Raw genomic sequence first — 14,334 nt, forward strand, 5'->3', positions numbered from 1 at the left:
TATAAGGAGTTGATAGCTTGTTTGACCGTTATGAATCCGGGGAGCGAGCCGTACTTGTTCATATCAACTTCACGCAAGAGGGTGAATGGGCTGATCTTAGCGAATTTGAAATGCTAGTATCATCCGCCGGAGTATCGACACTGCAAGTCATTACTGGCAGTCGTCAATCTCCGCACCCTAAATATTATGTCGGTGAAGGTAAGGCCCAAGAAATCGCGGCTGCAGTGCGAGCTGTAGAAGCGGATATTGTGCTCTTCAACCACGCCCTATCTCCAGCCCAAGAGCGTAACCTTGAACAGTTATGTCAATGTCGAGTGATTGATCGTACGGGATTAATCTTAGATATCTTTGCGCAGCGAGCGCGTACCCACGAAGGTAAGTTACAAGTTGAATTGGCACAATTGCGCCATTTATCGACTCGATTAATTCGTGGTTGGACGCACTTGGAGCGCCAAAAAGGCGGGATTGGTTTACGTGGCCCTGGTGAAACTCAGTTAGAAACTGACCGACGTTTGTTGCGTGAACGTATCAAAGCAATTTTGCGTCGCCTCGACAAAGTGGCGAAGCAACGAGAACAAGGTCGCCGAGCACGAAACCGCGCGGATATCCCAACCATATCTTTGGTTGGTTACACCAACGCGGGAAAATCTACCCTGTTTAACCGCATTACTGAAGCGGGGGTTTATGCAGCCGATCAGCTGTTTGCCACATTAGATCCTACACTAAGAAAGATCGAACTGGCGGATGTCGGCCCAGCAATCTTGGCTGACACAGTTGGGTTTATTCGTCACCTTCCGCATGATCTTGTGGCCGCTTTTAAAGCGACGTTACAAGAAACACAAGAAGCTGACATTTTGTTACATGTTATCGATGCAAGTGATGACCGCTTTCGTGAGAATATTGAAGCGGTTAATGACGTGTTAGTAGAGATCGACGCTAGTGAAGTGCCGACGCTACTTGTCATGAATAAGATCGATAATCTAGACAATCCTCAACCTCGTATTGAACGTGACGATGAAGGGGTACCTAAAGTTGTTTGGTTATCAGCAATGGACGGTATCGGAATTGATCTTCTATTTGAGGCATTGACTGAACGTTTAGCCAGTCAAATCGTTGAACATAGTTTGTGTATTCCACCACAGCTTTTTGGTCGAATTCGCAGTATTTTCTTCGAAATGAACTGTATTAAGCAGGAAGAATATGATCCAGAAGGCAATTTATTGATAACAGTTCGTCTACAACAGGTGGATTGGTCTAGACTAGAGAAAAGAGAAGCAGCAGTTTTGCGTGACTTTATAGTTACTTAAATGACTGCTAGAGTATAACGTCATATCAAATGATGGAGCTTTCTAATGGCGTGGAATGAGCCTGGTAATAACAACGGCAACAATGGCCGCGATAATGACCCTTGGGGTAACAATAATCGTGGTAATAATGGTGGCCGCGAGCAAGGTCCTCCGGATTTAGACGAAGTCTTTAATAAGCTGAGTCAAAAGCTTGGAGGCAAGTTTGGTAAGAAGGGTGGCGGTAAAGGTCCTTCTTTTTCGAATGGCGGATTCATCGGTATTGGTGTCATTGCGCTTATCGCCGTTGTCATTTGGGTCTTTGCCGGTTTTTACACCATAGGTGAAGCCGAGCGTGGTGTAGTGCTACGTTTAGGCAAATACGATCGTATTGTTGATCCTGGTTTGAACTGGCGTCCGCGCTTTATTGACCAAGTTACCCCTGTTAATGTTCAAGCGATTCGCTCACTACGCGCGTCGGGTTTGATGTTAACAAAAGATGAGAACGTAGTTACCGTTTCAATGGATGTTCAATATCGTGTGTCTGACCCGTACAAATATTTGTATGTGGTGACCAACGCGGATGATAGCTTACGTCAAGCAACTGACTCTGCATTACGTGCAGTTATTGGTGACTCCTTGATGGATAGTATCTTGACTAGTGGCCGTCAACAAATTCGTCAGACAACTCAACAAACGCTAAATGACATTATCGACTCTTACGATATGGGCGTTTCGATTGTTGATGTGAACTTCCAATCGGCTCGTCCACCAGAGCAAGTTAAAGATGCCTTTGACGATGCTATCGCGGCTCGAGAAGATGAAGAACGTTTCATTCGCGAAGCAGAAGCGTACAAAAACGAAATTCTGCCAAAAGCGACTGGTCGTGCTGAGCGTTTGAAGAAAGAAGCACAAGGTTACAGTGAAAAAACCATTAACGAAGCGTTAGGTCAAGTTGCTCAATTCGAGAAATTATTACCTGAATATGAAGCGGCGCCTAAAGTCACTCGTGATCGTCTCTACTTGGATACGATGGAGAAAGTCTACTCAAGCACTTCAAAAGTGCTGATTGACTCGAAATCTAGCGGTAACTTGCTGTATTTGCCTTTGGATAAGCTGACAGAGAAAGCATCAAAGTCACAAGGTAGTAGTCAATCAGACTCTTCTATCTATGATTCGGTGACAGTGGATTCACAAAGCTCGAGCAGTTCAAAGAGTAATTCAGATTCTCAATCACGCACTAACGATTCACGTCAAGGGAGATACTAAGCATGCGTAAGTTAATGATCCCAGCGGTTGTCGTTGTTCTGGCGTTACTGCTTATGTCGATGTTTGTTATCCCTGAAGGTGAACGTGGTATCGTTATTCGTTTTGGTAAGGTTCTGAAAAACGAACAAGATCTTTCGAAGATATACGAACCCGGCTTGCACTTTAAAATGCCAATGTTTGATCGAGTAAAAACGTTAGACGCTCGTATCCAAACAATGGATGGCCGTTCAGACCGTTTTGTTACTTCAGAGAAAAAAGACGTTATCATCGACTCTTATGTGAAATGGCGTATTCAAGACTTTGGTCGTTACTACTTGGCTACAGGTGGTGGTAATACTCTAACAGCTGAAGCGCTATTGGAACGTAAGGTAACAGACGTATTGCGTGCAGAAATCGGTTCGCGAGAAATTAAGCAGATTGTTTCTGGTCCGCGTAACGATGATATTTTGCCTGACAGTACTGATGCGGATGTAGTGACCACAGAAGCGGCAAAAGAAGCGTTGGAAGTGGATGGTCAGCGTGACCAAATCATGGCTAACGTTTTGAAAGATACACAACAGAGCGCGGCAAAAGATTTAGGTGTATATGTGGTTGATTTCCGTATGAAGAAAATCAACTTACCTGATGAAATTAGCGAGTCTATCTATCGTCGTATGCGTGCTGAACGTGAATCTGTTGCACGTAAACACCGCTCTCAAGGTCGTGAAAAAGCCGAAGTTATTCGTGCTCAAGCAGAACTTGAAGTGGCAACTATCTTGGCAGAAGCAGATAAAACAGCACGTGTAACACGTGGTGGTGCAGACGCTAAAGCTGCTAAGATTTACGCTAACGCGTACAACGAATCTCCAGAGTTCTTTAGTTTCCTTCGCTCATTGCAGGCATATGAGAAATCATTCGACAGTAAGAGTGATATCTTAGTTCTTGATCCGAAGAGTGATTTCTTCAAATACATGAACGATGCTAAAGGCACTGTGAAATCGAAATAACGGCAAGTTCTAACCCATATAACAAAAGGTCCCGAAAGGGGCCTTTTTTGTTCTATTGCCAGATAGGTATACAAAAAACAATGGGTTATCTTGGTTCAATCAATTTGGGGAAATGAGGTGGGCGTGATATGAAAACTGTATTGGGTGTGCTTGGTGTGGTGTTGATTATTGAAGGTATTGGTCCTTTGTTGGCACCACAAGGGTGGAGAGCTATGATCGCACAATTGAGCCAGCAACCAGACCAGCAATTACGCCGCATAGGTGGTTGTTTAGTGGTTGCTGGCGTGGTGATGGCTCATTTCTTTTTGTAAGCAATTCCATGAAATTACTATCGAATTTTATGCCGATTGATATGATGCAAGGATCATTAATAGTGCGGTGGTGGTGTTTCTTCCGATTGATCGGCGATATTTGAGGAACTCATATTTTTGATTTTTCCCACCATGTATCTCATCTGATCTTGCATCTTGCTGATCGTTAATTGCTGTTGGCTCAATGCATCATTGAGCTCGCTAATGGTCTGCTCTTGAAAGGCGAGTTGGCATTCTAAATCGTCTATACGTTGTTGCAGTTGTGTCGTTGATTCATCTGTCATGATTACTCTTCGAATTTCCAAGCTTGAGCAATCCCAGCGGAAGACGCTGAGATAATGCGTTGTTGTTTATCTAATGTGGCATCATACACTACCGCTCGAGGAGGTCGTGCATCTTTTCTAGGTTTGGTTTCAAAAGAGTCTTGGCGTTTGCCTGTATGGGTATTCCAAATGTCGATACGACTTGAAGGTGTTCCTGTAATTAAGTATCGGCCATCATCGCTAAAACGGGCACTAGAGAAGATTAACTGACGCGAAAAACTGCTTAAGGTTGCTTCTTTTTTGCCGGTTTTCAAATTCCAAATAAACGCGTCCTTTCCGTCATCTGACGTAAACGCGTACTCTCCATCACGCTGCAACGCGACTCTATTCACTCTGTGTTCATGTTTAAACGTTAAGATGATTTGAGCGGTTTGGGTATCCCAGAGATAAGCAATGTAGTCATTGCCCCCAGTTAAGGCGTATCGACCGTTAGGAGAAAGCGCAACGGTGTTCACTTTCTCATTATGAGCAAGGAACTCTATACGTCTCCCGCTGACTAAGTCGACGTAGATGGCTTTTCCATTGGATAATCCCAATAGAATTTGCTGTCCGTCACTGGATATATCTATATCGCGGATTAGGCCGTCAGACACTGACCACAGTCCTTTTGCCTGTGCCATGCCCAAATCCCAAACAGCGAAGTCGGCTTGAGTAGCCGTCACCGCATAGCGATCGTTATCTGAGATACGTATGTTAATCACCGTATTGGCGTCGGGATCTTGTGCGCCTAAATCGGCCAGACGTTTACGTTCTGTTAGATCCCACAATATTAATTGATGTTCTTTCGAGTAAATTAGAGCAAAGCGTCCGTCGCGACTTAAGCCAAAAGCGGTGGAACCATTGGGCTCGAGATCCCATTCTTCAACAGAATTACTCGTGAAAAAACACCCAGTTAACGTCATGATGACAAACGTATATAGGATGAGATGAGAAATTATTGGTTTCACGTTTAATATTCCACTTAGTATAAAGACAATCGCATAACATAAAGCTATATTGGTACAATTGTGCGTTGTGCACCAATGGAAAACTCAGTTTTGTGCACAATCCAATAGGACTGCCGAATAATTGGAGAATTTGATGAAATCATTATTTAAAGTGTCACTGCTTGCCGCTACCGTTATGTTAGCTGTTGGCTGCCAGAAAGATGAACCTACAAAAGCTGACACTAAACCAGCTACTGAGCAATCGCAAAGCGCAGTAAACTTTAAATCAGACGATGACAAAGCAGCTTACGCTATTGGTGTGTCATTTGCGAATTACCTATCCACTAGTCTAGAAAAACCAAAAGAAATTGGTATTGAGCTGAACAAAGATATTGTTCTGCAAGGTATTGAAGATGCATTTGCTGGTAAAGCGGGCATGAAAGACGAAGAGACTCGTGAAGTTCTACAAGGTCTTGATAAACGTGTTGCTGAAAAGATGAAAGCTCAACAAGAAGAGAAAGCAGCAGCTAATGAGAAAGCAGGTGCGGATTTCCGCGCTAAATTCGCTAAAGAGAAAGGTGTTAAAACCACTAAGTCTGGTTTGATGTACCAAGTAGAAAAAGCCGGTTCTGGTGAATCACCTAAAGCGACCGATACGGTTGAAGTTCATTACAAAGGTACGCTAGTGGACGGTACTACGTTCGATAGTTCATATGATCGTGGTGAGCCAGTAACATTCCCACTAAACAAAGTGATTCCTGGTTGGACCGAAGGTGTTCAACTGATGAAAGTTGGTGCGAAATACAAATTTGTTATCCCACCACAATTGGCTTACGGCGCACAAGCAACGCCAACTATCCCTGGTAATTCAACGCTTGTATTTGAAGTTGAATTGTTGAAAATTGAAAAACCGGATGCAAAGGCAGCGAATAAGCCTCAAGCTAAAAAGTAATCTTGGTTTTTACTGATTGATGCTAAAGGGCCTGTTTTACAGGCCCTTTTTATATTGCGAAGACGATATAAATTGTTCTACGTCACTTGTTGATAATATAGAGCAAACCAATATTAAAATTTTCTGATAAACTTACCCTAATTTGTTGAATTATTGTTCTAAGGTCAAAAACAGTGACTACCACAGAAACCATTAATCCTGATCTGCTGTTGGAGATGGAATCCGTGCATGTGAAGCCTTTTACTCAACATGACAAAGTGATTCTTAAATCTTATGAAGCAGTGGTAGACGGCATCGCCAGTTTGATTGGTCCCTTTTGTGAAATCGTTTTGCATTCACTGGAAGATCTTAATACCTCTGCAGTGAAGATCGCTAACGGAGAGAACACCGGACGCCAAGTTGGGTCTCCTATCACCGATTTAGCCCTTAAAATGCTGAAAGACATTGAAGGGTCGGAACGTAATTTTTCTCGTTCCTACTTTACTCGGGCGAAAGGAGGAGTTTTGATGAAGTCGATTACCGTTGCTATACGCAATGGCGATAATCGAGTCATTGGATTGCTTTGCATCAACGTGAATTTGGATGCGCCATTCTCCCAAATCCTCAATTCATTTTTGCCTACGCCTGAAGCCCAGGCGGCTGCGTCCAATGTTAATTTCGCCAGTGATGTTGAAGAGCTGGTGGATCAAACGGTTGAGCGTACCATCGAAGAAATTAATGCCGATAAATCGGTATCGAATAATACTAAGAATCGTCAGATTGTGATGGAGTTATTCGATAAAGGGATTTTTGACATTAAAGATGCGATAAACCGTGTTGCAGACCGGCTAAATATTTCAAAACATACTGTCTACCTTTATATTCGTCAGCGTAAGACTGAGGAAGATGACAAGTGAGTTCTGTTGTGACACCACTGACCTATACGTTGTTAGTGAATGGACCGGCTTATGGTACTCAATCGGCACGTAACGCCTATTTGTTTGCGCAAGCCTTGTTAGCCAAAGGACACTCGTTGTCTAGCGTCTTTTTTTATCAAGAAGGTGTTCTTAATGGTTCAGCGTTAACTGTGCCAGCTAACGATGAGTTTGATTTAGTCAAAGCATGGCAGGATTTGTCTCTTGAGCATCAAGTGCGCTTAGAAACTTGCGTTGCCGCTTCTCTCCGGAGAGGGGTTGTCGGTGACCAAGAAGCACAGCAACATTCCCTCAAGCAAAGTAATTTAGCTCAGACCTTTACACAAAGTGGATTAGGTAGTTTGGCCGAAGCATTGTTAACTCAGGATCGGGTGGTGCAGTTTTGAGTAAATTAGCTTTCGTTTTCCATTCCTCACCACACCAAACTTCAGCTGGGCGCGAAGCGTTAGATGCGGTATTAGCCGCTTCTGCGTACAGTGAAGAGATAAGTGTATTCTTTATTGGTGAAGGCGTTTTGCAATTGCTACGTGACCAGCAGCCCGATCTTATTCTTAGTCGGAATTACATCAGTGCATTTAAATTGCTGGATCTCTATGACATCGAGGATCGAGTCATTTGCCAAGATAGCCTTATTGAATGGGGTATCGATGCCAATGAGTTGGTGATTGATGGTGAGATTATTGAGCGTAATCAGTTCGCTCTACGTTTGTCTCGGTTCGATAAAATCATTAATTACTAGGGGGGACGATGTTATACATTGTTAAGAGCATCGATAAGCTGCCTTTGGTAATATCACTACTGCAAAAAGAAGATGCGTTACTTCTCACTGAGGCCGCAGTATATGCTGCCAGTGAGCGTTCATCAGCCTTTTCGCTCTTGTCTGAGCATAGCTTAACCTACGTATTATCAGAGGATCTCGATGCGAGAGGTTGGAGTGAAAAAGCATCCCCTTTAGTGAAGGTAGTTGATATGTTGGGGTTTGTAGAGCTTACAGAACAATATAAGCAGTCAATTACTTGGTAAGCACTATGACTGTATACTCTTTTTGATTCTCATTTTTCTGCCTCATATGGTGAAAAAAGATCTGTATATTTCTTGACACACCCTCAACGGCTGCATAGAATTTTGCGTCCCTATTTAGGTAGGGATAGATTTTTCACAAAGCTTACTTTAAGTAAATCAGGAGCTAGTTAATGGCAACTATTAACCAGTTGGTACGTAAACCTCGTGCAAAGCAAGTTGTTAAAAGCAACGTGCCTGCACTAGAAGCGTGCCCACAAAAACGTGGTGTATGTACTCGTGTTTACACTACTACACCTAAAAAACCTAACTCAGCACTTCGTAAAGTTTGTCGTGTACGTTTGACAAACGGCTTCGAAGTAACATCATACATCGGCGGTGAAGGCCACAACCTTCAAGAGCACTCAGTTGTTCTAATCCGTGGTGGTCGTGTTAAAGACCTTCCAGGTGTGCGTTACCACACTGTTCGCGGTGCACTTGACTGTGCAGGCGTAAATGACCGTAAACAAGGTCGTTCTAAGTACGGTGTGAAACGTCCTAAGTCTTAATGGAATCCGTTAAGTAAGGCCAAACACTAAATTATTTTGAATTTTTTGAAAAAACTGAAAAGTTTTGGATAAAACCTGAAGAAGACAACGGAGATAAATCCATGCCACGTCGTCGCGTTATTGGTCAGCGTAAGATCCTTCCAGATCCAAAGTTCAAATCTGAACTGCTGGCAAAATTCGTTAACATCCTAATGGTTGACGGTAAAAAATCTACTGCAGAGAAAATCGTTTACACTGCACTAGACACTATGGCTGAAAAGTCTGGTAAAGACCACCTAGCTGTATTTGAAGAAGCTCTTGAAAATGTTCGCCCAGCGGTAGAAGTTAAATCTCGCCGTGTGGGTGGTTCAACTTACCAAGTGCCAGTAGAAGTACGTCCGGTTCGCCGTAACGCACTTGCTATGCGTTGGTTGGTTGAAGCTGCGCGTAAGCGTGGTGAAAAATCTATGGCTGGTCGCCTAGCTGCTGAAATGCTAGACGCTGCTGAAAACAAAGGTACTGCTGTTAAGAAACGTGAAGACGTTCACCGTATGGCAGAAGCGAACAAAGCGTTCGCACATTACCGCTGGTAATGCCTTCTGTGCTGCGAGGTTCTCTCGCAGCACATTTCTACAATCTAAGGTTAACCTTAGTAAGAGGATACAATCGTGGCTAGGAAAACTCCTATTGAGCTCTATCGTAATATCGGTATATGTGCTCACGTAGACGCAGGAAAAACAACCACTACTGAGCGTATTCTGTTCTACACTGGCCTTTCCCATAAAATTGGCGAAGTTCACGATGGTGCTGCAACCATGGACTGGATGGAGCAGGAGCAAGAACGTGGTATTACTATCACTTCCGCTGCGACTACGACATTCTGGCGTGGTATGGATGCACAATTTGAACCACACCGAATTAACATCATTGATACCCCAGGACACGTTGACTTTACTATTGAAGTAGAGCGTTCTCTTCGCGTGCTTGACGGTGCTGTTGTTGTATTCTGTGGTGCATCGGGTGTTGAACCTCAGTCAGAAACTGTATGGCGTCAAGCTGACAAATACCACGTTCCACGTATGGTATTCGTTAACAAAATGGACCGTGCAGGTGCAGACTTCTTACGCGTTGTAGACCAAATTAAAAATCGTCTTGGTGCGACTCCTGTCCCTATCCAATTAAACATTGGTGCAGAAGATGAGTTTAAAGGTGTCATCGACCTTATCAAGATGAAAGCCATTAACTGGAATGAAGAAGATCAGGGTATGACTTATACCCATGAAGACATTCCAGCAGAACTTGTTGAACTTGCAGAAGAATGGCGCACCCACATGGTGGAAGCTGCGGCAGAAGCGAACGACGAGTTAATGGATAAATACCTTGAAGAAGGTGAGCTAACTGAAGCAGAGATCAAACAAGGTCTTCGTCAGCGTACGCTTAATAATGAAATCGTGTTGGCTACTTGTGGTAGTGCATTCAAAAATAAAGGCGTTCAAGCTGTTCTTGATGCTGTTATTGACTACCTACCGTCACCAACCGAAGTCCCTGCTATCAAAGGTATTGATGACGATGAAAATGAAGTTGAACGTCCTGCTGACGACAACGCCCCATTTTCAGCGTTAGCATTTAAGATTGCGACCGACCCATTTGTGGGTACGCTAGCGTTTATGCGTGTTTACTCCGGTGTTGTGAACTCTGGTGATGCTGTATATAACTCAGTAAAACAAAAACGTGAACGTTTTGGTCGTATCGTGCAAATGCACTCAAACAAACGTGAAGAAGTTAAAGAAGTTCGCGCAGGTGACATCGCGGCTGCTATAGGCCTTAAAGATGTGACAACAGGTGATACTTTATGTGATCCAAACCACAAAGTGATTTTGGAGCGTATGGAATTCCCTGAGCCAGTAATTCAGATCGCTGTAGAACCTCGTTCTAAGGCTGACCAAGAAAAAATGGGTATTGCACTAGGTAAACTAGCTGCAGAAGATCCATCTTTCCGCGTTGAAACAGACAACGAAACAGGTCAAACGCTGATTTCGGGTATGGGTGAGCTTCATCTAGACATCATCGTTGACCGTATGAAACGTGAATTCAGCGTTGACTGTAACGTGGGTAAACCTCAGGTTGCGTACCGTGAAACCATTCGTGGTAAAGCGGAAGTTGAAGGTAAGTTTGTTCGTCAATCAGGCGGTCGTGGTCAATATGGTCACGTTTGGCTGAAGATTGAACCTTCTGAACCTGGCGAAGGCTTTGTCTTCGTTGATGAAATCGTGGGTGGTGTAATCCCTAAAGAATACATCGGCCCGGTAGCGAAAGGTATCGAGGAGCAAATGAACAACGGTGTGTTGGCTGGTTATCCTGTATTGGATGTTAAGGCAACACTATTCGATGGTTCATTCCACGATGTCGATTCAAACGAGATGGCGTTTAAGATCGCCGGCTCGATGGCGTTCAAGAAGGGGGCGCTTGAAGCAACCCCTGTGCTACTTGAACCGCTTATGAAAGTTGAAGTAACCACTCCTGAAGATTGGATGGGAGATGTCGTTGGTGACATTAACCGTCGTCGCGGTCTTATTGATGGTATGGATGATGGTCCTGTAGGGCTAAAAATTGTCCATGCTAAAGTCCCTCTATCTGAAATGTTTGGCTACGCAACTGACCTGCGCTCTGCAACTCAAGGTCGTGCATCGTACTCAATGGAATTCTCCGAGTACGCTGAAGTGCCTAAAAATGTTGCAGATGCAATCATTGCTGAGCGCGGTTAATTATGAATCTATTGCGCTGACGAGCGTTGGCGCATAAAATAGCAATTTCTGGCGCGCCTCAAGTCAACGTGCTTGGGGTGAATCATAACTAGGAAGGAACACGATCGTGTCTAAAGAAAAATTTGAACGTACGAAACCGCACGTAAACGTTGGTACTATCGGCCACGTTGACCACGGTAAAACAACTCTAACTGCAGCTATCTGTACTGTACTTTCTAAAGTATACGGCGGTGCAGCTCGTGACTTCGCGTCAATCGATAACGCTCCAGAAGAACGTGAACGTGGTATCACAATCGCGACTTCTCACGTAGAGTACGACACTCCAACTCGTCACTACGCACACGTAGACTGTCCAGGACACGCTGACTATGTTAAAAACATGATCACAGGTGCTGCACAGATGGACGGTGGTATCCTAGTTGTTGCTGCAACAGATGGTCCAATGCCACAAACTCGTGAGCACATCCTACTAGGCCGTCAGGTTGGTATCCCTTACATCATCGTATTCATGAACAAATGTGACATGGTTGATGATGAAGAGCTACTAGAACTAGTAGAAATGGAAGTTCGTGAACTTCTAACTGAATACGATTTCCCAGGCGACGACCTACCAGTAATCCAAGGCTCAGCACTTGGCGCACTAAACGGTGAAGCACAATGGGAAGAGAAAATCGTTGAACTAGCGAAAGCTCTAGACGAATACATCCCAGAGCCAGAGCGTGCAGTAGATCAGCCATTCCTAATGCCTATCGAAGACGTATTCTCAATCCAAGGTCGTGGTACAGTAGTAACTGGCCGTATCGAACGCGGTATCCTAAAAGTAGGTGATGAAGTACAAATCGTGGGTATTCACGACACAACTTCAACTACTTGTACAGGTGTTGAGATGTTCCGTAAACTTCTAGACGAAGGTCGTGCGGGTGAGAACGTTGGTGCACTACTACGTGGTACTAAACGTGACGAAGTTGAACGTGGTCAAGTACTAGCGGCACCAGGTTCAATCACTCCACACACTACTTTTGAATCAGAAGTATACGTACTGTCTAAAGATGAAGGTGGTCGTCACACACCATTCTTCAAAGGCTACCGTCCACAGTTCTACTTCCGTACAACTGACGTAACTGGTGACATCCAGCTACCAGAAGGCGTAGAAATGGTAATGCCAGGCGACAACATCCGTATGACAGTAACTCTAATCGCGCCAATCGCGATGGATGATGGTCTACGTTTCGCGATCCGTGAAGGCGGCCGTACAGTAGGTGCTGGTGTTGTAGCTAAGATCGTTGCTTAATTGCAATAATCTTTCTGCGAACCTCGCATAGAAAAGGGAAGCTTCGGCTTCCCTTTTTGTTGTTTGGAATAACTTAATGATAAATATATATATAATTTATTGGCATAAAAGTTAGCCAATAAATTATGGAAATAAGAATAGTTATTGTTTATATTGTCTTTAGTTTTTATATGAAGATGATGTTATGTACGTTTGTATCTGCCACGGTGTTTCAGATAAAAAGATTAAGCAGTTAGCCATTGAACATGGTGTGACGGATATTCGTGGAATAAAAAAATGTACTGCTTTGGGGAGCCAGTGTGGTCGCTGTGTACGCCAAGCTAAAGAAATTTTAGAGCAGGTAAAACCAGTAGAATTACAAAAGGCCAGTTGATTATTTTTTGTTCTTTTTTTGACACTCTAGATTTTGGTTCTTAAAGTTATTAGAACCAACTGGAGGGTATATCAATGAAAGGCGATCCAATTATAATTCAGCATCTCAACAAAATTCTTGGCAATGAACTCATTGCTATCAACCAATACTTCCTGCATGCCCGAATGTACAAAGACTGGGGCTTAAAACATCTTGCCGATAAGGAATATCATGAATCTATCGATGAGATGAAACACGCAGACCATCTGGTCGAACGCATTCTCTTTTTAGAAGGGTTGCCAAATCTGCAAGACCTCGGCAAATTAATGATTGGTGAAGACACCAAAGAAATGCTAGAAAGCGACTTAAAATTGGAAATGGTCGCAATCCCGGATTTGCGTGATGCAATTGCCTATGCTGAAGATATTCGTGACTATGTTTCTCGCGATCTCTTCCAAGAAATTCTTGAAGATGAAGAAGAACATGTCGATTGGTTAGAAACCCAATTAGGGCTCATTGAAATGACTGGCTTGGAAAATTATCTACAAGCGCAGTTTGTCGATGAAGACTAAGCATTTCGACTTTTCTATAATGTGCCCAAGCATGTGCTTGGGCTTTGTCTTTTAAACTCGTCCCACTTCACAATTCTCTTGCTTACTCCATAGTGATTCTGTACAATTCGTGCTCCTTTATTCTCGGTTAACTATCATTCGTTCCTTGCTTCCTTTGGATGACCGGGCCAAATTGGGAAGCTGAATAATCCGTAAGGAGCAATACATGCGTCATTACGAAATCGTATTCATGGTGCACCCAGATCAAAGCGAGCAAGTTGCTGGCATGATCGAACGTTACACTGGTTCTATCACTGAAGCTGGCGGTACTGTACACCGTCTAGAAGATTGGGGTCGTCGTCAACTGGCTTACCCAATCAACAAACTGCACAAAGCTCACTACGTTCTTATGAACGTTGAAGCTGACCAAGCAGTTATCGATGAGCTAGAAACTGCTTTCCGTTTCAACGATGCAGTTCTACGTAACATGATCATGCGTACTAAACACGCTGTGACTGAAGCTTCAATCATGCTTAAAGCTAAAGAAGAGCGTACTAAGCGTGACGAAGTGAAATCAGAAGCTAACGCTGAGTAATTTCGTTGTGACTATGCGAAGTGAGATATAAAAAACGTTGTTATTTATTCTCTAATTCGAAGCCACGTTGTTGAGTGTTGTATATCGTCTTTTGACTTTAACTTCATGAAATAGAATAAAAACTGAACTCAGTAAGACAATTTAGTCGGCATTAGTAAAGTTTTTGTGGTGAGTCACTAACCAAACCTCAGAATTTAGTACAAGGCAAGTATCATCAAGGTAAGACATTCTGACTTATCTAAAGCTCCGCAAAGGGCTAAAAAAATGAT

The 14,334-nt window shown here is 43.4% G+C and carries 18 protein-coding genes; 16 read left to right on the forward strand and 2 right to left on the reverse strand.

Annotated features, from left to right (window positions below; genetic code table 11):
* The first annotated feature begins 17 nt into the window (after positions 1–17).
* The 4 genes from hflX (at position 18) to JCM16456_RS01485 (ending at position 3,849) form a co-directional block, all read left to right on the forward strand.
* Complete coding sequence (gene hflX / locus JCM16456_RS01470; protein WP_068711741.1) at positions 18–1,307, forward strand: ribosome rescue GTPase HflX; 1,290 nt, start codon at positions 18–20, stop codon at positions 1,305–1,307.
* Positions 1,308–1,352: 45 nt separating this feature from the next.
* Positions 1,353–2,552, forward strand: a complete 1,200-nt coding sequence (gene hflK / locus JCM16456_RS01475) for an FtsH protease activity modulator HflK (RefSeq protein ID WP_068711743.1) — start codon at positions 1,353–1,355, stop codon at positions 2,550–2,552.
* Between the two features lie 2 nt (positions 2,553–2,554).
* Positions 2,555–3,538 (forward strand): protease modulator HflC, encoded by a 984-nt coding sequence (hflC, locus tag JCM16456_RS01480; RefSeq protein WP_068711745.1) that lies wholly within the window; start codon positions 2,555–2,557, stop codon positions 3,536–3,538.
* 128 nt (positions 3,539–3,666) lie between these two features.
* The gene (locus JCM16456_RS01485) at positions 3,667–3,849 is read left to right on the forward strand and encodes a DUF2065 domain-containing protein (RefSeq protein ID WP_068711747.1); all 183 of its coding nucleotides are present in this window, start codon (positions 3,667–3,669) and stop codon (positions 3,847–3,849) included.
* A 56-nt stretch (positions 3,850–3,905) separates the two neighbouring features.
* Here the strand turns inward: JCM16456_RS01485 and JCM16456_RS01490 are convergent, their stop codons facing one another.
* The gene (locus tag JCM16456_RS01490) at positions 3,906–4,133 is read right to left on the reverse strand and encodes a SlyX family protein (RefSeq protein WP_068711749.1); all 228 of its coding nucleotides are present in this window, start codon (positions 4,131–4,133) and stop codon (positions 3,906–3,908) included.
* A gap of 2 nt (positions 4,134–4,135) precedes the next feature.
* Positions 4,136–5,074 (reverse strand): WD40 repeat domain-containing protein, encoded by a 939-nt coding sequence (locus JCM16456_RS01495; protein WP_068711751.1) that lies wholly within the window; start codon positions 5,072–5,074, stop codon positions 4,136–4,138.
* Between the two features lie 178 nt (positions 5,075–5,252).
* On the opposite strand from JCM16456_RS01495, the gene fkpA reads away from it, so the two are divergent.
* The 12 genes from fkpA to rpsF all read left to right on the forward strand — a co-directional run bounded on the left by fkpA (position 5,253) and on the right by rpsF (position 14,065).
* A complete protein-coding gene (gene fkpA / locus JCM16456_RS01500) occupies positions 5,253–6,050 on the forward strand; it encodes an FKBP-type peptidyl-prolyl cis-trans isomerase (protein WP_068711753.1) in 798 nt (265 codons plus the stop codon).
* Between the two features lie 173 nt (positions 6,051–6,223).
* On the forward strand, positions 6,224–6,946 hold the full coding sequence (locus JCM16456_RS01505) for a helix-turn-helix transcriptional regulator (protein WP_068711755.1): 723 nt from the start codon (positions 6,224–6,226) through the stop codon (positions 6,944–6,946).
* An 8-nt stretch (positions 6,947–6,954) separates the two neighbouring features.
* Positions 6,955–7,350, forward strand: a complete 396-nt coding sequence (gene tusD / locus JCM16456_RS01510; RefSeq protein ID WP_179946793.1) for a sulfurtransferase complex subunit TusD — start codon at positions 6,955–6,957, stop codon at positions 7,348–7,350.
* Positions 7,347–7,703 (forward strand): sulfurtransferase complex subunit TusC, encoded by a 357-nt coding sequence (gene tusC / locus JCM16456_RS01515; RefSeq protein ID WP_068711756.1) that lies wholly within the window; start codon positions 7,347–7,349, stop codon positions 7,701–7,703. Before tusD ends, tusC begins: the two co-directional genes overlap by 4 nt.
* 8 nt (positions 7,704–7,711) lie before the next feature.
* Entirely contained in the window at positions 7,712–7,987 is a 276-nt protein-coding gene (gene tusB / locus JCM16456_RS01520; protein WP_068711758.1) for a sulfurtransferase complex subunit TusB, read from the forward strand.
* A gap of 170 nt (positions 7,988–8,157) precedes the next feature.
* Positions 8,158–8,532: a 30S ribosomal protein S12 gene (gene rpsL / locus JCM16456_RS01525; RefSeq protein WP_004399892.1), complete on the forward strand. Its 375-nt coding sequence runs from the start codon at positions 8,158–8,160 to the stop codon at positions 8,530–8,532.
* A gap of 101 nt (positions 8,533–8,633) precedes the next feature.
* Positions 8,634–9,104, forward strand: coding sequence for a 30S ribosomal protein S7 (gene rpsG / locus JCM16456_RS01530; protein WP_068711760.1), 471 nt, complete (start codon positions 8,634–8,636; stop codon positions 9,102–9,104).
* Positions 9,105–9,179: 75 nt separating this feature from the next.
* On the forward strand, positions 9,180–11,276 hold the full coding sequence (gene fusA / locus JCM16456_RS01535; protein ID WP_068711762.1) for an elongation factor G: 2,097 nt from the start codon (positions 9,180–9,182) through the stop codon (positions 11,274–11,276).
* Positions 11,277–11,382: 106 nt separating this feature from the next.
* On the forward strand, positions 11,383–12,567 hold the full coding sequence (tuf, locus tag JCM16456_RS01540) for an elongation factor Tu (RefSeq protein ID WP_068711691.1): 1,185 nt from the start codon (positions 11,383–11,385) through the stop codon (positions 12,565–12,567).
* A gap of 184 nt (positions 12,568–12,751) precedes the next feature.
* On the forward strand, positions 12,752–12,940 hold the full coding sequence (locus JCM16456_RS01545) for a (2Fe-2S)-binding protein (RefSeq protein WP_068711764.1): 189 nt from the start codon (positions 12,752–12,754) through the stop codon (positions 12,938–12,940).
* 74 nt (positions 12,941–13,014) lie between these two features.
* Positions 13,015–13,491: a bacterioferritin gene (bfr, locus tag JCM16456_RS01550; RefSeq protein WP_068711766.1), complete on the forward strand. Its 477-nt coding sequence runs from the start codon at positions 13,015–13,017 to the stop codon at positions 13,489–13,491.
* A 205-nt stretch (positions 13,492–13,696) separates the two neighbouring features.
* Complete coding sequence (gene rpsF, locus JCM16456_RS01555) at positions 13,697–14,065, forward strand: 30S ribosomal protein S6 (protein WP_068711768.1); 369 nt, start codon at positions 13,697–13,699, stop codon at positions 14,063–14,065.
* Positions 14,066–14,334: the final 269 nt, after the last annotated feature.

The sequence above is a fragment of the Vibrio tritonius genome, assembly GCF_001547935.1.
GTDB lineage: Bacteria > Pseudomonadota > Gammaproteobacteria > Enterobacterales > Vibrionaceae > Vibrio > Vibrio tritonius.